The sequence below is a fragment of the Caulobacter segnis genome, from assembly GCF_023935105.1.
Taxonomy (GTDB): Bacteria; Pseudomonadota; Alphaproteobacteria; order Caulobacterales; family Caulobacteraceae; genus Caulobacter; species Caulobacter segnis_B.
The window spans coordinates 1022559-1044681 of the sequence record NZ_CP096040.1 but is presented as its reverse complement, the minus strand read 5'-3'; the positions used below and the strand labels follow the sequence as shown (position 1 = coordinate 1044681).

Genomic DNA, 22123 nt, shown 5'->3' with positions numbered 1-22123 from the left:
CGCTTGGGTCCCCGCTTTCGCGGGGATGAGCGGATTGGGGTCACACTCCCCCATCAAGGGGGAGGGAACGGTCAGGCGTCCTTGAAACCCTTGCCCTCGGCCACCAGGCGCTCCAGCAGAGCCGACGGCTTGAAGTCGTCGCCGAGCGTCTCGTGGAACTCGCGCATCTTGGCCAGGATCTTGTCGAGACCCACCAGCTCGCCCCAGAACATCGGGCCGCCGCGATAGACCGGCCAGCCATAGCCGTTGATCCAGACGATATCGATGTCGGACGCCCGGATGGCCTTGCCCTCTTCCAGGATCTTCGCCCCCTCATTGACCATCGGATACAGGCACCGCTCCAGGATCTCCTGGTCGCTGATCTCGCGGCGCTGGATCTGGCGCTTCTCGGCGAAGTCGCGGATCACCTGCTCGACCACGGGCGACGGCTTGGCGTTGCGGTTCTCGTCGTAGTCGTAGAAGCCCTTGCCGTTCTTCTGGCCGCGGCGGTCCATCTCGCACAGCACCTCGCGCACGGTCGAGGAACTGGTCTTGGCCGGATCCCAACCGATGTCGAGACCGGCCAGGTCACTCATCGCGAACGGCCCCATCGGCAGGCCGAAGTCGAACAGCACCCGGTCGACGTCCCAGGGCATGGCGCCTTCCAGGATCAGCTTCTGGGCCTCGCGCTGGCGCTGGGCCAGCATGCGGTTGCCGACGAAGCCGTGGCAGTTGCCGACCAGCACGGCGACCTTGCCGATCTTCTTGCCGATCTGCATCGACGTGGCGATCACCGACTTGTCGGTCTTGGCCCCGCGCACGATCTCCAGCAGGCGCATGACATTGGCCGGCGAGAAGAAGTGCAGGCCGATCACGCTCTCGGGTCGCGAGGTCGAGGCGGCGATCACGTCGATGTCCAGGTACGAGGTGTTCGAGGCCAGGATCGCGCCGGGCTTGGCGATCTTGTCCAGCTTGCCGAAGACCTCCTTCTTGATCTCCATCAGCTCGAACACCGCCTCGATGATCAGGTCGCAGTCGGCGAGGTCCTCGAGGTTCATCGAGGGCGTCAGCAGGCCCATGCGCTTTTCGACGTCGTCCTGGGTCAGACGGCCCTTCTTGGCGGTGTTCTCGTAGTTCTTGCGGATGACGCCGACGCCGCGCTCCAGGTTCTCCTGCTTGGCCTCGATGATCGTCACCGGGATGCCGGCGTTGAGGAAGTTCATCGAGATGCCGCCACCCATGGTGCCGGCCCCGATGACACCGACCTTCTTGACCGGGATGGTCGGGGTGTCGTCCGGCACGTCCGGGATCTTGGCGGCTTGGCGTTCGGCGAAGAACACATAGCGCTGGGCGGCCGACTGGCTGCCGGTCATCAGCTCCATGAACAGCTTGCGCTCTTCCTTTAGCCCCTCGTCGAAGGACAGGTTCACCGCCGCCTCGATGCACTTGATGTTGTTCTCGGGGGCCATGAAGCCGCGGAACTTCTTGGCGTTGGCCTTGCGGAAGTCGGCGAAGATCTCGGGCTTGCCGCGCGCCGCCTCGACCTTGGCGTTGAGGTCGCGGACCTTGTTCAGCGGTCGGCCCTCGGCCAACACCTTATGGGCGAAGGCGATCGCCCCGGCGCGCAGGTCCCCCTCCTCGACCAGTTCGTCGAACAGGCCCATGGCGAGCGCCGCCTTGGCCGGAACGTGCTGGCCGCTGGTGACCATCTCCAGCGCCTTCTCGACGCCGACGATGCGCGGCAGGCGCTGGGTGCCGCCGGCGCCAGGCAGCAGGCCGATGTTGACCTCGGGCAGGCCGGCCTTGGCCGACGGCACGGCCACGCGGTAGTTGGCGACCAGCGCCACCTCCAAGCCGCCGCCCAGGGCCGTACCGTGGATCGCGGCCACGACGGGCTTGGGCGAGTTTTCGATGATGGCCTGGACGTCCTGCAGCGACGGCCCGGTCATGGCCTTGCCGAACTCGGTGATGTCGGCGCCGGCGATGAAGGTGCGGCCGTCGCAGATCAGCACGATCGCCTTGACGGCCGGATCGGCGATCGCGCCCTCGAACGCGCCCTTCAGGCCTTCGCGGACCTGGGCCGACAGCGCGTTGACCGGCGGCGAGTTCAGCGTGACGACGCCAATGTCGCCTTCGACGGAAAGATCGGTGACGGCGTTGATCGCGGCCATGACGGCTTCCACCCCTGTCTTGTTCATTGAACGATTGTTTGAAGCCAGCCTGCACGCTCCGGCGAAGATGTCCAGACCCCGGCGCGGGCGCCTGTTTTCGCGGCGCCGGCCGTTGACGGCTCAAACGGCATACTCCAAATTCGAAATCACAGTTTCAGCCGAGGTCATCCATGGGAGCGGGTGCGAGGTCGGACGAGCGCCACCTTCGCATTTAGCTGAAATCCAGAGAGAATGATCCGCGCTGGGGAGGGCGTTCGCGGAAAGTCATGGGCTTTGGGCGCGACTTGCACGCGTCCTGACGTTTCGAAGTCGGTGGATCCGCGAGCGTGGCGTATTGCTCGCAATGCGTCGGACTTTGGTAAAGCGCAACTCGGCGCGGGAAGACCTCCCGCGCCGTTTTCTTTGCGGGTGAAGCCAGCTCCAATCCTCCCCCCGGCGGGGGAGGTGTCGGCTCGAAGAGACGAGGGGGAAGAGGCAAGCTCTCCGGCACTTCCCCCTCCGGTCCTTCGGACCACCTCCCCCGCTAGGGGGAGGATTGCTCATCTACCCCGCCGCTTCCGTGAAGCTCGAATACACCAGCGTCCGCAGTTCCCGACGGATCGGATACGCGGTCGAGGGCATCAGCTGGGTCATGAACACCACCGCCAGGTCCTCGACCGGATCGATCCAGAACGCCGTCGAGGCCATGCCGCCCCAGAAGTATTCGCCCAGCGAGCCCAGGTTCTTGGTCCGGGCCTGGTCGATGGTCATGGCGAAGCCGAGGCCGAAGCCCAGCCCCTCGAACACCGCCTCGCTGAACAGCGACTTGGACAGATGCACCAGCTCCTTGCCGCCGGGCAGGTGGTTCATGGTCATCAGCCTGATGGTCTTGGGGCTGAGCAGGCGCGCGCCATCCAGCTCGCCACCGTTCAGCAGCATGCGGCAGAAGCGCATGTAGTCGTCGGCGGTCGAGACCAGGCCGCCGCCGCCGGACTTGACCGACGGATCGGTCAGGAAGCGGCTCTTCTCGGGATCGTCCTGCAGCACCACCTTGCCCGTCGGCGTCAGGGCGTAGCACGCGGTGAAGCGATCGCGCTGGCCTTCGGGGACGAAGAAGCCGGTGTCGACCATCTTCAGCGGGTCGAAGATGCGGGTCTTCAGGAAGACGTCGAACGGCAGGCCCGAGATCTTCTCGACCAGATAGCCGAGGACGTCGGTCGACACCGAATAGTTCCAGGACTCGCCAGGCGAGAACTCCAGCGGCACGGTCGCCAGGGCGTCGACATAGCCCTGCAGCCCGCCCTCGCTGTCGACGCCGTCCAGCTTCAGCTTGCGATAGGCCGCGTCGACATTGGTCCGCTGCTGGAAGCCGTACGTCAGACCGGAGGTGTGGCGCAGCAGGTCGATCATCCGCATCGGCTCGGCCGCGCGCCGGGTCTGGAACGCGCCCGGCGTTCCGGCCACGAACACGCCCTGGTCGCGCCAGGCCGGGATGAAGCGGTGCACCGGGTCGTCCAGGGCCACCAGCCCGTCCTCGACCAGCATCATGAAGGCCACGCTGGTGACCGGCTTGGTCATCGAGTAGATGCGAAACAGGCTGTCAGCCTTCAACGGCTTCCCGCGCTCGATATCGGCGCTGCCCAGTACCGACGTATAGGCCAGTTGCCCACGCCGCCAGACTTGGGTGAGCGCGCAGGGTAGTTTTCCGCTGTCGATATACTTAGTCTTTATGAAACGATCGATGCGATTCAGTCGATCACTCGATAGCCCTACGGCTTCTGGTGTACTCAAAGTCCTGGACTCCCCTCGCGACCTTTTCCGGTCATGCTTGCATACCCATGGATCGAAATCGCCGCCGAGACCTTTCGTCGCAACGTAAACTTTACCCGATCCTGCGCATATCGATTGAAAACGAGGGAAACGGGATGGGCAAGCGCTTGGACGCCGAGGCTGCCTCCAGAATCGAAGCGGCGGCGGCCGACTGGTTCTTCCAGAGCAGCCTCGACATGTTCGTCATCCTGCAGGACGACGCCATCATCCGCGTCAATCCCGCCTGGACCAACCTGACCGGCTGGACCGCCGAGGACACCCTGGGCCGGCCGATCCGCGACTTCTTCCACCTGCACGACACCGAGGTGATCCACGCGATCGCCGACGCCCTGCGCGTCGTCGGCCACGCCCGCTCGCAGCACCGCCTGGCCCGCAAAGGCGGCGGCTGGCTGTGGGTGCGCTCGCAGTCCAAGGTCCTGGAAGGCGGCGGCCTGATGATCGTGTTCCAGGACTTCAGCGAGGACCGCGCCCGCGAGATCGTCCGCCAGCAGGCCGAGCGCTCGAACGAGCTGCTGCGCACCGCCGCCGGCGTCTATGTCTGGCGCTTCAACCCGCGCAAGGGCGTCTACGTCTTCGACCAGGACATCCCCACGCCCAGCGCGCCGCAAGGCGGCATGCGGACGATGACCGTGGCCGAGATGACGATGTCGATCCACGCCGAGGACCGCGAGCGGGTCTGGGAGGCCTTCTCCCGCACCCTGCGCACCGGCGAGCATGTCGAGATCGACTACCGCTACCTGGATCCCGGCAACGAGGCCTGGGCGCACATGCACGCGGCCTGGCGCGGCGTGCGCGGGGCCAGCCCCCACGCCTGGGACGTGATCGGCATCAGCCAGAACGTCACCGAGCTGGTCGACGCCCGCGACGCGGCCCTGGCCGCCGGCGAGGCCAAGAGCCAGTTCCTGGCCAATATGAGCCACGAGATCCGCACCCCGATGAATGGCGTGCTGGGCGTGCTGCACCTGCTGAAGAGCGAGCGGCTGACCGACGACGGCCGCCGCCTGCTGACCGAGGCCCTGGGCTGCGGCGCGATGCTGTCGGAGCTGCTGAACGACATCATCGACTTCTCGAAGATCGAGGCCGGCAAGCTGGAGCTGACGGCCGAGCCGGTGGAACCCGCCGATCTGCTGGCGGGCGTGGCCGACATGCTGCGCCCCCAGGCCGAGGCCAAGGGCCTGTATCTGCGCGTCGAGGCGCCCCCAGCGGGCGAAGGCGACCTGGGCTGGGTCGCCACCGATCCGCTGCGCCTGCGCCAGGCCCTGTTCAACCTGCTGGGCAACGCGGTGAAGTTCACCCTGCAGGGGGGCGTCGTGGCCCGACTGTCCGGAGCGCGCGCGGGCGATCGCCCGCGGTTGCGCTTCGAGATCCAGGATACCGGCGTCGGCATCGGCGAGGAGGCCGGCAAGACGCTGTTCGAGCGCTTCCACCAGGGCGACGGCTCGACGACTCGCCGCTTCGGCGGTTCGGGCCTGGGCCTGGCCATTTGCCGGCGCCTGGCCGAGATGATGGGCGGCGAGGTCGGGTTCGAGAGCACCCTGGGCCAGGGCTCGACCTTCTGGCTGGAGGTCGAGGCCGACGCCTGCCCCGCCCCCGCCGCGCACGACGACGAGGCCGACGCCCCGCTGTTCGCCGGCCTGCGCGTGCTCCTGGTCGAGGACAACGCCACCAACCGCCTGATCGCCAGCCGCATGCTGGAGGCTCTGGGCGCACGGGTGACCACCGCCGAGGACGGAGTGCAGGGCGTGGCCGCCGCCCGCGCCGGCTTCGACCTGATCCTGATGGACATCCAGATGCCCGGCATGGACGGCGTCGAGGCCACCCAGCGCATCCGCGCCCTCAAGGGCCACGCGGGCGCCGCGCCGATCCTGGCCATGACCGCCAACGCCATGGCCCACCAGCAGGCCGCCTATCTGGCCGCCGGCATGGATGGCGCGATCGCCAAGCCGCTGTCGCCGACCGCCTTGACCCAGGCCATCGCCACGGCGCTGACCGCCGAACGACCCAGGACGCGCAAGGCGTCGTAGGAACGACCCAATCCCGTGTCATCCCGGAAGCCTCGCGGAGGCTATCCGGGACCCAGGGGCCAAGCGCAGTGCGCCCCCCGGCTCTCAGCGCTAAGCGCTCCGGCCGGGATGACGCCGATGAGGTGGCTCGCCCCTACTTGGCCATCGCTTCCAGGCGTCCACCGTCGACCGCCCGCACCGCGGCCTTCAGGTCGTCGATGCTGGCGGCCGAGCCGTCCGCCTGGACCGAGAAGCGGTCGCCGTACACCACCGAGTACTTGCCCGACTTGCTGTCGCGATCCCATTCCTCGGTCGTCAGGCGCCCGTCGATGGTCTCGGTCTTCTCGTAGCCGCTGGCGGTCTCCTTGGTCGCGTGGCCGTTCATGCCGGCGGCCAGGGCGGTCAGGCCGGCCATCGGACCAAGGTCGGTGATCTCCAGGCGGAACGCGGCGCCGTCCGGCTTCTCGTACTGGCCGGTGGCCACCACGATCGCGGCCTGGTCGGTCCCGCTCGAGCTGGTCTCGACGCTGGCGCGCGAATAGCCGGCGGCGCTGGCGGGCAGCAGGGCCTTCAGCGCTTCCGGCGAAGCGGCCTTGCCCGGGTTCTTCGACAGGGCCTCGGCGCGCTCGGCCGCGGCCTGCATGCGGCCGACGTCGATCTTGGCGCCGTTGACCTCGACCGTGCCGGAGGCCTTGCCGGCATGGTTCATGGCGGAAAGCCCGCCCAGTCCGGCCAGGCCGCCAACCGCCGCCGTGACCATGCTGATGACGATGGACACCACGATGGCCACGATGATCGTGACGATGGCGTAGCCAGGCGCCTTGTCGGCCGGCGCCTTCATCACGCGGGGCAGCCCCAGATACAGCAGATAGCATCCATAGAGGCTGGCCAGCAGGGTGATGATCCCCAGGGCGGGAACGATCTGCAGCACGCCCGCCACCCAGCCGGCGGTGCCGGAATAGGCCGCGACCTTGAAAGCCTGCACGCGGTTCTTCTCGGCTCCGAAGCTGGGCGCCAGGCCGTCGATCACCATGCCCAGGATGAAGGTCATCAGCAGCGCGCCGACATAGCCGATCACCGCCGTGGCGATCGCGAAGCCCAGGCCGGGCTTGAACGAGAATCCGGGAATTCCGTGGCCGAACACCTGGCCGCCGATCAAGCCCGCAACGGCCGGGATCGCGGCCAGGATGCAGACATAACCCGTGAACAGGCCGCCGATCGTGGCGGGCTCCCGCTCGATCCGTTCCCATTCCGTGGAGGGCGAAAGCAGTATGCCCTTGACCCTCGCCACCAGACCGGTCCCCGCCGATCCACCATCAACAACCGACATCCTGCGAACGCTCCTTTTTCCAAAGTTCGCGCGCCCGCCCCGAACCCTCTTATAGGCACAGTTCGCGCGGAGGTCGAAAGACGGTTTTCCGACAGAGCGTCCAGGCAGGCCTTTGGACCAGTCCTTGCCTCTGTTCAAAGCACCGCCGCCCGGATAACCCTCCAGGCCAAGGTCGAGCCCCGGGTCCGCCGGCGACGCCTCCCGAGACGCCATGCTCTTTTCATCGCCGCTGTTCCTGTTCTTCGTTCTGCCGCCGACGTTGCTGCTCTACGTGCTGGCGCCCAGAGTCCTGAAGAACACGGCGCTGCTGGTCGCCAGCCTGCTGTTCTATGCCTGGGGCGAGCCGGTCGCGGTTCTGGTGGTTCTGGCCTCGGCCCTGCTCGACTACGCCCTGGGTCCGCGCGTCGAGCGCCCGGGGCGTGAAGGCGAACGCTGGCTGGCGCTGGGCGTCTGCGCCAACCTTCTGCTGCTGTTCGTCTACAAGTACGCCGACTTCCTGCTCGACACCGTCCAGCCGCTGGCGCGACCGATCCTGGGTCCCCTGCCGCACCTGAACCTGGCGCTGCCGCTGGGCGTGTCGTTCATCGTCTTCGAGAAGATCACCTACCTGGTCGACCTGCGCCGAGGCGAGAGCCGGCGCGCGCGGTCCTTGCGCGACTACCTGCTGTTCGTGTTCTTCTTCCCCAAGGTCCTGGCCGGACCGATCATCAAGTACCACGAGATCGACGACGCCCTGCGCGACCGCCGCGCCGATTGGGACGACCGCGCCTGGGGCCTGTTGCGGTTTCTGTGGGGCCTGGCCCGCAAGGTGCTGATCGCCGACGTCTGCGGCCAGGTCGCCGACCGCGCCTTCGACCCGGCCAACGCGCCGATCGGCTTCGCCGGCGCCTGGATCGGGGTGCTGGCCTTCACCGTGCAGATCTATTTCGACTTCGCGGGCTATTCGGACATGGCCCTGGGCCTGGCGCGGATCTTCGGCTTCCGCCTGCGCGAGAACTTCGCCCACCCCTACGGCGCGACCAGCTTCACCGAGTTCTGGAAGCGCTGGCACATCTCGCTGACCACCTGGATCCGCAGCTATCTCTACATCCCGCTGGGCGGCAACCGGCGTGGGCCGGCGCGGACCTATCTGAACCTGTGGCTGTGCTTCCTGCTGTCGGGCCTGTGGCACGGGGCGGCCTGGACCTTCGTGCTGTGGGGCGCCTGGCACGGGGCGTTCATGGTGCTGGACCGCCAGAGCTGGTGGAAATGGACGGGGAAACTGCCCAGCCCGCTGCGGGTCGCCGGCACGCTGGCTCTGGTCATGATCGGCTGGGCGATCTTCCGCAGCCACGGCCTGCCGCAGCTGGGCCAGGTGCTGGGCGCCATGGCCCGGCCGGGGCTGGAGGGCCAGTTCCTGGCGGTGCGCGCCCACGAGGCCACGGCCATGGCCATCGGCCTGATCGCCGCCCTGATCGCCGCCACGCCATGGGTCAAGGACCTGACCGCGCGCGCCTCCGCGATCCCCGCCGCCCGCGCGGCCGCGTCGCTGGCCATCGTCCTGCTGGGCGTCCTGGCCATCGCCAAGGCCCTGACGACGACGTTCAACCCCTTCCTCTATTTCCGGTTCTAGGCCATGCGCGCTCTGCTCACCTGGATACCCCGGATCCTGGCCCTGGCGGTGCTGGCCGGCCTCGGCGCGGTCGGCGCCTGGGCGCTGCGCGAGCATCCGGCCGACACCACCCTGATCGGCATGCAGATCCCGCCGGAAAAGGTCACCCTGTCTCCCGCCGCCCTCTGGCGCGGCGCGTACCAGAAGGCGGCCGAGGCCCGGGCCGCCGCCGCCCTGCCCCCGCGCGCCAAGGTCGTGCGGGCCTACAACCAGTGGCAATGGGACACGTTCGGGACCTCGTCCATGGCCTCGGGCTCGATCATCCGGGGCCGCAAGGGCGCGCTGTTCGAGGAGAGCTACATCGAGGCCCATTGCGGCCTGCGGCTGAAGGTCGACGTCGCGGCCATGCCCGACTACGCCCGCCGCCTGCGCCGCGCGCAGGACTGGTTCGAGGCGCGCGGCCAGACGTTCGTCTACGTCCTGGCGCCGATCAAGACGACCTGGTTCCCCGACAAGATCCCGCCCGGCTATCCGTGCGAACCGCCCCGGCGCGACAGCGTCTACCCCGCCGCTCGCCAGGCCCTGGACGCCGCCGGCGTCCACTGGGTCGATGGCCGCGCCGTGTTGGAGGCGCAGCGCGGCAAGCTGGGCTACGAATTCTTTCCGCGAAACGGCATCCACTGGAACCAGCTGGGCGTGGCCCTGGCCGCCAGGGCGTTCGGCGAGGAACTGAACCGCCAGGGCGTCTCGACCCCCGACCTGACCTGGGATGTCGCCGAAGCGCCCGACGAGACGGGCCTGGACCGCGACCTCTCGGGCCTCCTGAACCTGCGCCGCCCGCCCAAGGGTTGGAAGGCCCCCGCGGTGACGCCCCATCCGGTCGGCGCGGGCCAGCTGACCATGGCCGCGGTCAATGACAGCTTCTTCGATCCGCTGGCCCTGTTCCTGAACCAGGCCAAGGTGGTCGGCCGGGCGCAAAACTACGGCTACCTGACGCTCGCCCCGGTGGAGTATCGCGACGGCGGCGCCCACGCCCTGACCGCGACGCCGCCGACCGTGCTGAAGGCGCTGATGGCCGCCGACATCGTGGTGCTCGAGCAGGTCGAGAGCCAGACCGGCGGGGCGGTCGGCCGCAAGTTCCTGGACTTGGTCGAGGTCGAAATCGCCCGGGAAAGCGCCTCGAAACGGGGTTCGCTGCAACATTCCTGACAAACCCTGACGTTAGGGCAGTGTAATTGTCCCGTGACGGACGGAGCTGGCCTTTAAGCCGGCCCATCGGGCGCCTAAATTGGACCCGATCGTCCAGTGGCCGGCGCAACCGGCGCGCGACGACGTATTAGGGGTTTGCTTCGATGGATGACGGTCGGATCGCGGGGGTCGCGACGGCGCGCTACGCCCGCAAGAAAGAGACGATCCTGGCCGCGGCCACGGCGATCCTGAACCGCCAGGGCGTGCGCGGCATGACCCTGGCCGACGTCGCCGCCAAGGTCGGACTGAACACCACCAGCGTCACCTACTACTACCGCAAGAAGGACGACCTGGCCGCCGCCTGCTTCATGCGCGGCCTGGAGCGTTTCGAGGCCATGGTCGAGGAGGCCGCCGCCGAGGCCACGCCCGCCGCGCGGATCCTCAAGTTCCTGGACCTCTATCTCGACCTGAACCGCCAGGTCCGGCTGGGCGAAGCGACTCCCCTGACCAGCTTCACCGAGATCAAGGCGCTCAAGGAACCGCTGCGCGGCTCGGTCATCGGCGCGTTCAACGATCTGTTCCGCCGGGTGCGGGGCTTCTTCGACGACCCGTCCCTGGCCCACCTGGACAAGCGCCAGCGCAACGCCCGCACCCACCTGTTGATGGAGCAGGTGTTCTGGTCGGGCCGGTGGCTGCGCCGCTACGACGTCGAGGACTATGGCCGGGTGCGCGACCGGATGGGCGACATCCTGCTGAACGGCCTGCCCGCCGACGGCCGGACCTGGGCCCCCGAACCCCTGCCCGACCCGACGCCGCAATCCTACGAGGGCTCGGCGCCCGAAGGGCTGGAATGGCGCGAGACCTTCCTGGTGGCCGCCACCCGCCTGATCAACCAACGCGGCTATCGCGGCGCCTCGGTCGAGGACATCTCGGCGGCGCTGAACGTCACCAAGGGCTCGTTCTACCACCACCACGAGGACAAGGACGCCCTGGTCGCCGAGTGCTTCGAGCGGACCTTCACCGTCACCCGACGTTCGCAGCTGGACGCCCGCGCCCTGCCGACCGACAGCTGGACGCAGCTGGTCTCCACCGCCGCCGGCCTGACCAGCTACCAGCTGTCCGAGCACGGTCCGCTGCTGCGCGCCTCGTCGCTGGGCGCCCTGCCCGAGCCGCTGCGCAGCGACATGGCCGACGGCTATATGCGCGGCTGGCAGCGCTTCGCCTCGATCGTCTCGGACGGCATCGCCGATGGCTCGATCCGCCCGATCGACCCCAGCATCGCCGCCCACATGATCAATTCGATGCTGAACGCCGCCGCATCGCTGGGCGCGTGGGCGCCGGGCCTGGAGCGCGAGGAAGCCGCCGAACTTTTCGCCAAGCCGCTGCTGACCGGGGTGCTGAACTAGCGCCACGAAGCCAAAGGTTGCGACGTATTAACCATAGGGTGGTCTTGCCCCGGGGACGGCTGGTACCTTCAAGCGTCTGATTCGCTTCGAGTTCCGCCCGGTCATGACGACGATCAATCCGTATTCGTCGACCTACGCCCCTGGCCTCACCGCCGGGCAGACGGCGACGCAGCGCGCCAACCAGGCGACGGGCTATGGCCAGACGCGCGATCAGAGCCCGACGATCAACACCCCGGCGGTCAATGTCACGCTGTCGGCGGCCGCCCAGGCGGCGCTGAAGGCCCAGACCGACTCCCGCACCCTCGAGACCGTCGTCGCCGACGCCCGCGCCCAGATCGCCGCCCAGCTCAAGGCGGCCAAGGCGTCCAGCGCGCTGAAGGACGGGAACGCCACGATCGACCTCACCGGCCTGGATCGCCGCTCGCTCTTCGCCGTGGCCAGCAACAGGAGCGGCCAGTTTCCATTGGACCAGCAGGTGGTCGCGGCCCTGGGCCTGAAGAGCCAGCACGACACCGCCTTGGCCGGACCCGCCGCCCAGGCGCGGCTGACCGGCGACTACGCCGCCCTGTATCAGACCGCCCTCGACCAGCTGGACGCCGCCGGTCCCGAGGAGAAGGCCTCGGCCGCCTGGAGCCAGGAGCGCGAGGCGCTGGTCGAAGGCCGCAAGCAGGCCATCGCTCGTCCGGGCCTGGCCCCCGCCGGCATCGCCAAAGACAGCGTCGCCGCCTACATGGCCGAGACCGGCAGCGCCGTGGCCGGGGCCAAGACCCGCGACTTCGGCAAGGTGGCCAGCGACGTCCGAGCGGCTCTGGACAAGCAGTACGCGATCGCCTTCGCGCCCGGCGCCGCCAAGGATTCCAGCAGCGGCGAGATCGACTTCCGCCGCTTCGACGACCGCTCGCTGTCGGCCATCGCCCTGAACAAGGACGAGCAGTTCTCGGCCCATGAGACAGCCCAGGCCAAGGCCGAGATCCGAAGCCGCGACAGCGCCACGATCAAGGCCAGCTTCCAGTCGACCTCGGAAGACGACGGCGACTTCGGCAAGGCGATGATCACCCGCTACGCCGGCATGACCGCGGAAGAGCGCGAGGCGTCCGGCTGGACCCCGGCGGTCTATGGCAAGATGGTCGAACTGCAGGCCTCGCGCGACAAGCTGGCCCAGATGTTCAACGCCGACGGCGCCCTGGCCGGCCCGCCCAGCCTGCTGGATTTCCTGTAGACGCCTTGTCTCGGAGACGGTCGCCGCAAGGCTAGCGGGGCTATGGCGGAGCAAGCCTCCCTCTACGGGCGTGGCCGCGGGCTTCCCAAGAGGACGGCGCGCCCCTGGTCGAGGCGCGCCGCGAGGTTCAACGCTTCGAGGAAAGCTCTAGAACTTCTTGCGCAGACCCACCTTGTAGGTGCGGCCCAGCGGATCGCCCGTGAACGGGTCATAGCCCAGGTCGAGGCGGGCATAGGACGGGTTCTTGTCGAAGACGTTGGTGATCGCCAGGGTCGCCGTGGTGTCCCAGGGCAGGAAGACGCGATAGGCCAGGTTGGTCAGGACCTGCTTCTTGATCTTCTTGCCGGCGCTGACCGTCACGCCCGCGCCCGAGGTGTCCTTGTAGGCGTTGGCCGCGAACGGCGCGGTGCGCTGGTCGGTATAGGCGCCGATGTAGTTGACCGACAGCCGCAGGTTATGGGCGCCGGCGTTGTACTCGGCGAACACGTCGCCCTTCCACTTCGGGATCGGCACGACGGTGGTCTGGTAGTTCAGCAGGCCGACGGCGTCGAAGGCCTTCTCGACCGTGATGCCTTCCACGACGGTCGAGCCGACCTCGTACTTCTGGATGTAGGTGGCGTTGCCGCCGATCTGGATGTCGCCGCCCGCCACGTTCTTGAAGCGGTAGTCGGCGGAGAAATCGAGGCCCGCGTTCTTCACCGGCGCGCCATTGATGTAGTTGGTCCGCAGGCGGGCGATGCTGGTCGTCGGGGTCGAGCACGAGCCGTTGAAGGTGAAGCGCGCCACCAGGGCCGCGTAGGCCGCATTGGCGCAGTTGTTCGCGCCGGCCGCGCCGTTCGGGTACAGCGCCGCGACGATCCCGGCCACCGGCTCGGCGACGATCGGGTTTTTGAAGTCGAACAGGAAGTAGTCGATGCTGGCCTTGAACGCGCCGGCGTTGAACAGCAGGCCGAAGTTGTAGGTCTTGGCCTTCTCGGGCGCGAGGTTCGGGTTGCCGAAGATGTCGACGGCGCGGAACACCCCCAGGATGCCCTGCAGGGAGGTCACCGAGGTGGTGGTGGTCAGCGGGTCCGGCGGTCCGCGGAAGGTCGAGCCGGCCGAGGCGCGGATCGCCACCCACGGCAGGGCCTGCCAGCGCAGCGAGGCCTTGGGATTGAAGGTCGAGCCGATCGCGCCGCCATAGTCCTCGTAGCGGGCGGCGAACTGGGCCTGGAAGGTCTCGGTGACCGGCACGGAGAGCTCGCCGAACCCGGCCGTCACGTCGCTTTGGTTGTCGGCCTCGTTGCCGACGCCCAGGAACATGAAGGGGCCGTTGCGGGCCGAGCCGGTGCAGGTGGTCACCCCGAAGTCGGGGGTGTTGACGCACGGATTGATCGCCGCGTTGCTGATGTCGTTGTAGTCGGCCTTGAAGTAGGTTCGGCGATATTGGACGCCGGCGGCCCAGGCGATGTCGCCGCCCGGCAGGGTGATGCTGGTCTTGCCGTTCAGCACCGCCTCGCCGACGAACAGGCGCGAGGACTGCTTGGTCGACAGCTTCTTGAAGAACCAGTCGACCAGATCCTTGTTGTTGGCCAGGGCCGCGTTGTAGGCCGAATTGGTGGTCCCGGTGATGACGTTGCTGGGGATCGCGCTGGCGAAGGGGTTGTAATACATGCACTGGCCGACGCCCGGCGTGCCCTGGATGCCCGCCAGCGACGGATTGCTGTCGCACAGCGGCCCGCCCAGGCCCTGCAGGGCCAGCGCGAACCGATTGACCAGCGTGTCGTAGCCGGTGCGGATGCCGACTTCCTGCGAATAGGTCAGGGCGACGTTCCAGCCGATGCCGTTGTCGAACTCGCCGGTCAGGTCGGCCGAGACGCGGAAGGCGTCGAATGACCGCGCGCCGATCGAGGGGCCGTAGCCGAACTTGGGATTGCCGCCGATGGCGAACGGCCGGTTGGCGACGTTCAGCGCCCCGAAGGCGAAGATCGAACTGGGGACCGTCGAACTGGCCCCCGTCGCCAGATTGGTCAGGTTGACGGTCGGGTTGGCGGCCATGAAGGCGATCAGGCCGGGATTGGTCGCCGGCACGTAATAGCGGCCCGCCAGGGCGGCGCTGGGCGCCACTTCCGAGGTCGGCACGGCCAGGGCGGCGTACGACGGCGAGGTGTTCCAGTCGGGCACGTCGGTGTGGGCGTAAAGCAGTTCGGCGTGGAACTTGGTCTTGGCCGACAGGTCGGCATTGGCCTCCGCATAGGCCTGCACGGCGTTGGACTTCTCGACAAGGTTGTCGAACGGCGTGTAGTGCCAGTAGCAGACCGGCGTCAGGCCGCTGAAGCCCGGAAAGCCGCCCACTCCCGAACAGGCCGGGTCGCGCATGCCGCTAGTGGTGCTGGCCAGCGGGATGAAGGTCGACGGATTGCCGGCGGCGGACCAGCCGGCCTCGGGGTTGGACAGGTAGGGCCGGTTGGCCCATTCCCGGTCGGCGACCGACAGCTTCGAGCGGTGCTGCCAGCCGACGCTGGCCAGGACGTTGCCGTTGTCCCAGACCTTGCCCCAGGTGACGCTGGCCCCGTAGTCGCCCTTGGAGCCGTCGATGTGCCGGTAGTCGGCCGCCGCCTCCAGCCCTTCGAAGCTCTTCTTGGTGATGAAGTTGACGACGCCGGCGATGGCGTCCGAGCCGTAGGTCGCCGCCGCGCCGTCCTTCAGCACTTCCAGGCGGCCGATGGCGGCGGCGGGAATGATGTTGGTGTCGACGATGCCCGCCCCGGCCTGGCCGAAGGGGTTGATCGCCAGGCGGCGGCCGTTCAGCAGCACCAGGGTGCGCTGTGAGCCCAGGCCGCGCAGATTGACCGAGCCCGAGCCTTCCGAGCCCTGGGCGCGGCTGTCGAACTGGTTGGTGTCGCCCAGCACCCCGCTGGACACCGACAGCGCCTTCAACAGTTCGACGGTGGAGGGCGAACCGCGCTTCTGCAGTTCCTCGGCGCCGATCACATCGACCGGCAGGGCCGCGTCCTCGGGCGTGCCGCGGATGAACGAGCCGGTGACGACCACCTCCTCGACCTCGACCGGGACATCGTTGGGGCGCTGCGCCTGGGCGTGGGCCACGCTCGTCAGGCCGCCCATCAGAGCGACGCCCAGCGCGAGGCGAGAGCCTCCGCGCAGGAAGCTGGTTCGTGTCATTTGATTTTCCCTCCCTCGATTGTTTTTTGACTGGCCGCTCGTCTTCGCGGGGCCAGGGGCTGTTCAGCTGGGTGGCGGTCTCCCGAGACAGACGCGCGCAAGCACGCGAGCGGACGGATCGGCGCGCCGCCCGACAGCCCACGGAGAGCGTTCGTTTTCGAAACTTGGTGATGCGCCTTCTAGAGCCGACAAGCCTTGGTTCCCCCAGAGCCGGACGCTTGAAAAGCCACGCATACTCCCTCGATTTAGCAACCGAGGCGGATGCCGATAAATCAGGTCGAACATCTGTTTCGATGATGCGGTATGTTTTACAGCGCCGTCAACAGCCGTCAGGACCAGGCAACATGACCCGCGTCATCGCGCCGCACTGCTGACAGGTATGGGATCGAGCCCCTTCAAGGACAGGTGCGTCGCAACACAAGCTTCGCTAAAGCGTTGCTCGGGGGGTTTTCCAGCGGCTTAGGGGCGCCTAAGTGGGAAACCATTGGTCGCCAGCCGCCCAGCGGGCGGAATTACCGGGTTCGAAACTTCATGCGTCTCGCCAAGACCGGCGCCCCGTGGCGTCCAGGCCGGCCTTCTGGCTCGTCTCCAGTCCTTCTCGTCGGGGCGGCGCTCGTCCTGGGCGCGGGCCTCTCGGCCTGCACGACGCCCGCCCGTCAGGTCGACGCCAAGCTGCCGGCCGCCTACGAGGCGCCGAAGGGGACGCCGCTGGCGCCCCAGGCGCTGGACCAGTGGTGGACCGCCTTCAACGATCCGGTCTTGAACGATCTGGTCACGACGGCCCTGGCCAAGGCGCCCGACGCCCGCCTCGCCGCCGCGCGCCTGGAAGAGGCCCGCGCCGTCCGCCGGGGCCAGATCCGCGAGCTCTATATCCCGCAGACGCCGCTGACCGGCTCGGTCAAGCGCACCGACACCGACATCCTCGACCAGAGCGGCACGGGCGGCTTCACCCTGGGCGGGGTGACCAAGACCTATTCGGCCAATTTCGACGTCTCGTGGGAGCTGGACCTGATCGGCCGCCGCGCGGCCGCCCGCCGCGTGGTCGACAACGACCTGGCCGCCGCCCGCTTCTCGTACGAGGGCGCCCGCGCGGCCCTCGCCGCCAATGTCGCCCAGTCCTATTTCGAGGCCCGCGGCTACGCCGTGCAGCTGGAGGACGCCCGCCAGAACGCCCGCATCAGCCAGTCGCTGTACGACGTCTCGGCCGAGAAGGGCCGCCGGGGCCTGTCGGCGACCACCGAGGGCGACCGCACCGCCGCCGACCTGGCCCAGGCCCAGGCCCAGGTCGCCCAGGTGGAAGCCCAGTTGCAGGCCGCCCGCCGCAGCCTGTTGATCCTGGTCGGCAAGGGCGTCGATCCGCTGGCCAGCCTCCCGGTCCAACCGGTGCTGGACAAGACGCCGCCGATCCCGGCCGCCGCCCCCGCCGAGCTGCTGGCCCGCCGCCCCGACGTGCGCGAGGCGGCCGCGCGCCTGGCCTCGGCCTCGGGCAATCTGAACATCAACGAGCTGGCGCTGTTTCCCACCCTGACCCTGCAGCCGGGCGTCGGGATCCAGAAGCAGACCAGCCCGAGCTTCCTGGCGCCGGGCGCCGAACAGTCGACCACCAGCTCGGCCTGGACCCTGGGCGCGGGCCTGTCGGTCCCGGTGCTGAACATTCCCAAGCTGATGACCGACATCAAGGCCCAGGGGGCCCGCGTCGAGCAGGCCGCCGTCACCTACGAACAGACCGTCCAGAAGGCCTTCGGCGAGACCGAGAACGCCTTGGTCCAGCAGGACGCCGACGAGCGTCGGGTGACGCTGCTGGCCGCCGGCGAACGCCGGGCGGCCGCCGCCTACGAGGCCAGCCGCAAGGGTTACGCCGCCGGCCTGACGGACCTGACCACGGCCCTGCAGGCCGAGCAGTCCTGGCGCAGCAGCCGCACGGCCCTGACCGGGGCCCAGACCCAGGCGCTGCAACGCGCCGTCCAGACTTACAAGGCGCTCGGCGGCGGCTGGTCGCCCGAGTCCGTTCCCTCCAAGCCTGCCGATCTCGGCAAGCCCTCCGCGCAATGAGACCCGCCCCGATGACGACCCGTTACATGATCGCCACCGCCCTGGTCTGCTCCGCCGTGGGCCTGACCGCTTGCGGCAAGAAGGAAGACGACAAGAAGGCCCCCGCCAAGACCGCCGCCGCCGCCGCCGCCGCCCAGGCGCGGACGGTCAGCGTCGGCAGCGTCGAGACCCGCCCCCTGGGCGGCGGGGTCGAGGCCTCGGGCCTGCTGGTCTCGCGCGAGGAAGCCGCCGTCGGCTCCGAGCTGACCGGCTATCGTGTCGCGCGCCTCTATGCCGACGAAGGCGACTGGGTCCGCGCCGGCCAGCCCCTGGCCCAGCTGGATGACACCCTGCTGCGCGCCCAGGTCGACCAGCAGGCGGCCGTCACCGCCCAGTCCCAGGCCGAGGCCGCCCGCGTCTCCGGCCTGGACGGCCAGGGCGTGCTCAGCCAGGAGCAGATCGAGACCCGCCGCTACCAGGCCAAGGCCCAGGCGGCGGCGCTGAAGGAGCTGCGCACCCGCGTCTCGCGCATGACCATCACCTCGCCGGTCAGCGGCCGGGTGCTGTCGCGCGGCGTCCAGCCCGGCCAGATCGCCGGCGGCGGCACGACGCCTTGGTTCACCATCGCCCGCGACGGCCTGGTCGAGCTGGACGCCGAGGTCAACGAGGCCGACCTGCCCGGCATCCGCGTCGGCCAGTCGGCCCAGGTGTCCTTGCCCGGCGGCCAGTCGATCTCCGGCGTCGTGCGCCTGGTCAGCCCGCGCGTCGATAGCAACAACCGCCTGGGCAAGGTGCGCGTGCGCCTGCCCGTGCGCGACGACCTGCGCCCCGGCGGCTTCGGCCGCGCCAATTTCGGCGCCTCGAGCGCGACGGTGACCGCCATTCCGGAATCGGCCATCCGCTATGAGGCCGACGGCCTGTCGGTGATGACGGTCGACAGCAACAACCGCGCCCATCAGGTCGCGGTGAAGATCGGCCAGAAGGGCGGCGGCTGGGCTCAGCTGGTTCAGGGTCCGCCCGCCGGAACGCGCATCGTCCTGGGCGGCGCGTCCTTCGTCACCGATGGCGACGTCGTGCGTCCGGCCCCGCAGGCGGCCCGCTGATGAGCGACCAGCACAGGAAAACCGGCGAGCTCAAGGTCTCCGCCTGGGCGATCCGCAACCCGATTCCGGTCGCGGTGCTGTTCATCGCCCTGATGATCGCCGGGATCGGCTGCTATCTGACCCTGCCGATCAAGCAGTTCCCGAACGTCGAGTTCCCCGCCGTGACCGTGACGGTCACCCAGAGCGGCGCCGCGCCCGGCGAGATGGAGACCCAGGTCACCCGCCCCATCGAGGACGCGGTGGCCAGCATCTCCAACGTCAAGACCATCCGCTCGTCGGTGGTCCAGGGCGCCTCGACCACGACGATCGAGTTCAACCTCGGCGAGGACCTGCAGAAGGTCACCGACGAGGTGCGCTCCAAGGTCGACCAGACCCGCGCCGTCCTGCCCAAGGAGGTCGACGAGCCGATCGTCCAGCGGCTGGAGATCACCAGCGCCCCGATCATCACCTACGCCGTCTCGGCCCCGGGCATGAGCGCCACCGAGCTGTCGTGGTTCATCGACGACACCGTCACCCGCGCCCTGCAGGGCGAGAAGGGCGTGGCCCAGGTGGCCCGTGTGGGCGGCGTCGATCGCGAGATCAACGTCATCATCGATCCCGACCGCATGGCCTCGTTCGGCGTGACGGCCCCGCAGCTGAACACCGCCCTGGCCAGCTTCAGCGTCGACGCCCCCGGCGGCCGCGCCAATGTCGGCGGTCGCGAGCAGACCCTGCGCGTGCTGGGTGCGGCCACCACGGTCGAACAGCTGCGCCAGATCACCATCCCGATCGCCGGCGGCCGCTACGTCAAGCTGACCGACGTGGCCCAGGTCGGCCAGGGCGCCGAGGAGCAGCGCGGCTTCGCCCGCCTGGACGGCCGCCCCGTCGTCGCCTTCCAGGTGATGAAGACCCGCGACAGCAGCGACGTCGCCGTCGAGGACCGCGTGAAGGCGGCCATCGACGCCCTCGAACAGAAGCAGGCCGGCGTCAGCTTCGTGAAGATCTTCTCGACCGTCGACGAGACCCGCGCCAGCTTCGCGGCCACCGAGCACACCCTGCTGGAAGGCATGCTGCTGGCTTCGCTGGTGGTGTTCCTGTTCCTGCGCGAGTGGCGGGCGACCCTGATCACCGCCATCGCCATGCCGGTGTCGCTGGTGCCCACCTTCGCCTTCATGGCGATCATGGGCTTCTCGCTGAACGTCGTGACCCTGCTGGCCCTGACCTTGGTGATCGGCATCCTGGTCGACGACGCCGTGGTCGAGATCGAGAACATCGAAAAGCGCGTCGCCCGGGGGCAGCGTCCCTTCCAGGCGGCCATCGAAGGCGCCGACGCGATCGGCCTGGCGGTCGTGGCCACCACCTTCACCATCGTCGCGGTGTTCGTGCCGGTGTCGTACATGCCCGGCACGCCCGGCCAGTTCTTCAAGGAGTTCGGCCTGACGGTCGCCGTGGCCGTGCTGTTCTCGCTGGTCGTGGCCCGCCTGCTGACCCCGCTGCTGGCCGCCTATTTCCTGAAGCCCGCCAAGGACCCGCATCCGCGCCGGGACTTCAAGGGCTTCTATCGCAACGTCCTGGACTGGTCGCTGGATCACCGGATCCTGGCCTGCATCATCGGCGGGGCGATCTTCATCGGCTCGATCATGCTGGCCGGCTTCCTGCCCACCGCCTTCCAGCCCGCGGCCAACAACAACTACTACTACCTCAAGGTCCAGGGCCCGCCCGGCGCGACCGTGGCCGACATGGATCGCACGGTGCAGTCGGTGACGACCATGTTCCGCAAGCGTCCCGAGGTGGCCCACGTCTTCGCCCAGGTCGGCTCGAACATCGGCAGCGGCTGGGGTGGCCAGAGCGGGACCGACATTCGCGACGCCACCATCACCATCGTGCTGAACCATAAGCGCGACCTGACGGTCACCGAGATCAAGCAGGAGGTCCGCAACGGCCTGCACGACATCCCCGACGCCCGCGTCAACCTGCTGGGCGACTGGGGCACGTCGGAGGTCCAGACCATCCTGATCTCCGAGGACGGCCCGCTGCTGGAGCGCACCGCCGCCCAGATCGAGCGCGAGATGCAGAAGCTCGACACCGTCGCCGACCCGCGCCCCTCGTCGCCGCCCAGCGGTCCGGAGATCCTGATCCGGCCCAAGGCCGACGAGGCCGCGCGGCTGGGCGTCAGCTCGGCCGACATCGCCGCCATCGCCCGGGTGGCCACGGTCGGCGACATCGACGCCAACGTCGCCAAGATGACCCAGGGCGAGCGGCGGATTCCCATCCGCGTGCGCCTGCCGGCCGAGAGCCGTCGCGACCTCGACGCCCTGGGCGCCCTGCGCGTGCCGACCGCCAGCGGCGGTACGACCCGGCTCGACACCGTCGCGGACCTGTCGTTCCAGGCCGGTCCGGCCAAGATCGACCGCTTCGCCCGCAAGCGGCAGGTGACCATCGAGGCCGACCTCAACAACGGCGCCCAGCTGGGCCAGGCGATGACGGACGTCGGCAACCTGCCGACCATGAAGAAGCTGCCGGCCGGCGTCGGGCCCGCCTCGGCCGGCGACCAGGAGGCGTTCGTCGAGCTGTTCACCGGCTTCGCGGTCGCCCTGCTGTCGGCCGTGGGCCTGGTGTTCGGCGTGCTGATCCTGCTGTTCCGCAGCTTCTTCAAGCCGATCACCATCCTGTCGGCCCTGCCCCTGGCGATCGGCGGCGCGTTCTTCGCCCTGCTGATCACCGGCCAATCGCTGTCGATGCCGTCGCTGATCGGCTTCCTGATGCTGATGGGCCTGGCGGCCAAGAACTCGATCCTGCTGGTCGAATACGCCATCGAGCAGGAGCGTGACGGCATGAGCCAGCGCGACGCCATCCTCGACGCCTGTCACGAGCGGGCCCGCCCGATCGTCATGACCACCCTGGCGATGATGGCCGGCATGCTGCCGACGGCCCTGGGCATCGGCACCGGCTCGGAGTTCCGCCAGCCCATGGCCGTGGCCGTGATCGGCGGCCTGATCACCTCGACGGTGCTGTCGCTGGTGCTGGTGCCGGTGGTCTACGAGATCGTCGACGACATCGAGCGCTGGCTGCAGCCGAAACTGGCCCGCCTGACCACGCCGCGCGAGGCGACCGACGGCCATCCCGCGCCGGCCGACCGCTTGTGATCGTCA

General features: G+C 68.7%; 11 protein-coding genes and 1 pseudogene. 8 read left to right on the top strand and 4 right to left on the bottom strand.

The genetic code is table 11. From position 1 onward, the window contains the following. Positions 1-71: 71 nt before the first annotated feature. Entirely contained in the window at positions 72-2162 is a 2091-nt protein-coding gene (locus MZV50_RS05150; RefSeq protein ID WP_252635182.1) for a 3-hydroxyacyl-CoA dehydrogenase NAD-binding domain-containing protein, read from the bottom strand. Positions 2163-2693: 531 nt separating this feature from the next. Continuing rightward, entirely contained in the window at positions 2694-3920 is a 1227-nt protein-coding gene (locus MZV50_RS05145) for a serine hydrolase domain-containing protein (RefSeq protein ID WP_252633334.1), read from the bottom strand. A gap of 134 nt (positions 3921-4054) precedes the next feature. Between MZV50_RS05145 and MZV50_RS05140 the strand changes: the two genes are divergently transcribed. Then, positions 4055-5983: an ATP-binding protein gene (locus tag MZV50_RS05140; RefSeq protein WP_252633332.1), complete on the top strand. Its 1929-nt coding sequence runs from the start codon at positions 4055-4057 to the stop codon at positions 5981-5983. Between the two features lie 133 nt (positions 5984-6116). On the opposite strand, the gene MZV50_RS05135 is transcribed toward MZV50_RS05140, so the two are convergent. Then, a complete protein-coding gene (locus tag MZV50_RS05135) occupies positions 6117-7292 on the bottom strand; it encodes a YIP1 family protein (protein WP_252633331.1) in 1176 nt (391 codons plus the stop codon). Positions 7293-7503: 211 nt separating this feature from the next. Here MZV50_RS05135 and MZV50_RS05130 point away from each other — a divergent pair, with 211 nt between their 5' ends. From MZV50_RS05130 to MZV50_RS05115, 4 genes are all read left to right on the top strand, one after another. Beyond that, positions 7504-8904, top strand: coding sequence for an MBOAT family O-acyltransferase (locus MZV50_RS05130; protein WP_252633330.1), 1401 nt, complete (start codon positions 7504-7506; stop codon positions 8902-8904). Positions 8905-8907: 3 nt separating this feature from the next. Further along, a complete protein-coding gene (locus tag MZV50_RS05125; RefSeq protein ID WP_252633329.1) occupies positions 8908-10092 on the top strand; it encodes an alginate O-acetyltransferase AlgX-related protein in 1185 nt (394 codons plus the stop codon). Positions 10093-10235: 143 nt separating this feature from the next. Further along, complete coding sequence (locus MZV50_RS05120; RefSeq protein ID WP_252633328.1) at positions 10236-11477, top strand: TetR/AcrR family transcriptional regulator; 1242 nt, start codon at positions 10236-10238, stop codon at positions 11475-11477. Positions 11478-11580: 103 nt separating this feature from the next. Beyond that, on the top strand, positions 11581-12696 hold the full coding sequence (locus tag MZV50_RS05115) for a hypothetical protein (RefSeq protein ID WP_252633326.1): 1116 nt from the start codon (positions 11581-11583) through the stop codon (positions 12694-12696). Positions 12697-12843: 147 nt separating this feature from the next. Here the strand turns inward: MZV50_RS05115 and MZV50_RS05110 are convergent. Then, positions 12844-15995, bottom strand: a pseudogene (locus MZV50_RS05110) (TonB-dependent receptor). Positions 15996-16389: 394 nt separating this feature from the next. Here MZV50_RS05110 and MZV50_RS05105 point away from each other — a divergent pair. Genes MZV50_RS05105 through MZV50_RS05095 form a run of 3 tightly spaced genes read left to right on the top strand, consistent with a single transcriptional unit; the run spans position 16390 to position 22117 of the window. Further along, positions 16390-17910 carry an efflux transporter outer membrane subunit gene (locus tag MZV50_RS05105; RefSeq protein WP_252633325.1) on the top strand — a complete coding sequence of 507 codons (1521 nt, stop codon included), beginning with the start codon at positions 16390-16392 and terminating at the stop codon, positions 17908-17910. Beyond that, positions 17907-18992, top strand: a complete 1086-nt coding sequence (locus MZV50_RS05100; protein ID WP_252633324.1) for an efflux RND transporter periplasmic adaptor subunit — start codon at positions 17907-17909, stop codon at positions 18990-18992. Before MZV50_RS05105 ends, MZV50_RS05100 begins: the two co-directional genes overlap by 4 nt. Next, positions 18992-22117: an efflux RND transporter permease subunit gene (locus MZV50_RS05095; protein ID WP_252633323.1), complete on the top strand. Its 3126-nt coding sequence runs from the start codon at positions 18992-18994 to the stop codon at positions 22115-22117. Before MZV50_RS05100 ends, MZV50_RS05095 begins: the two co-directional genes overlap by 1 nt. Positions 22118-22123: the final 6 nt, after the last annotated feature.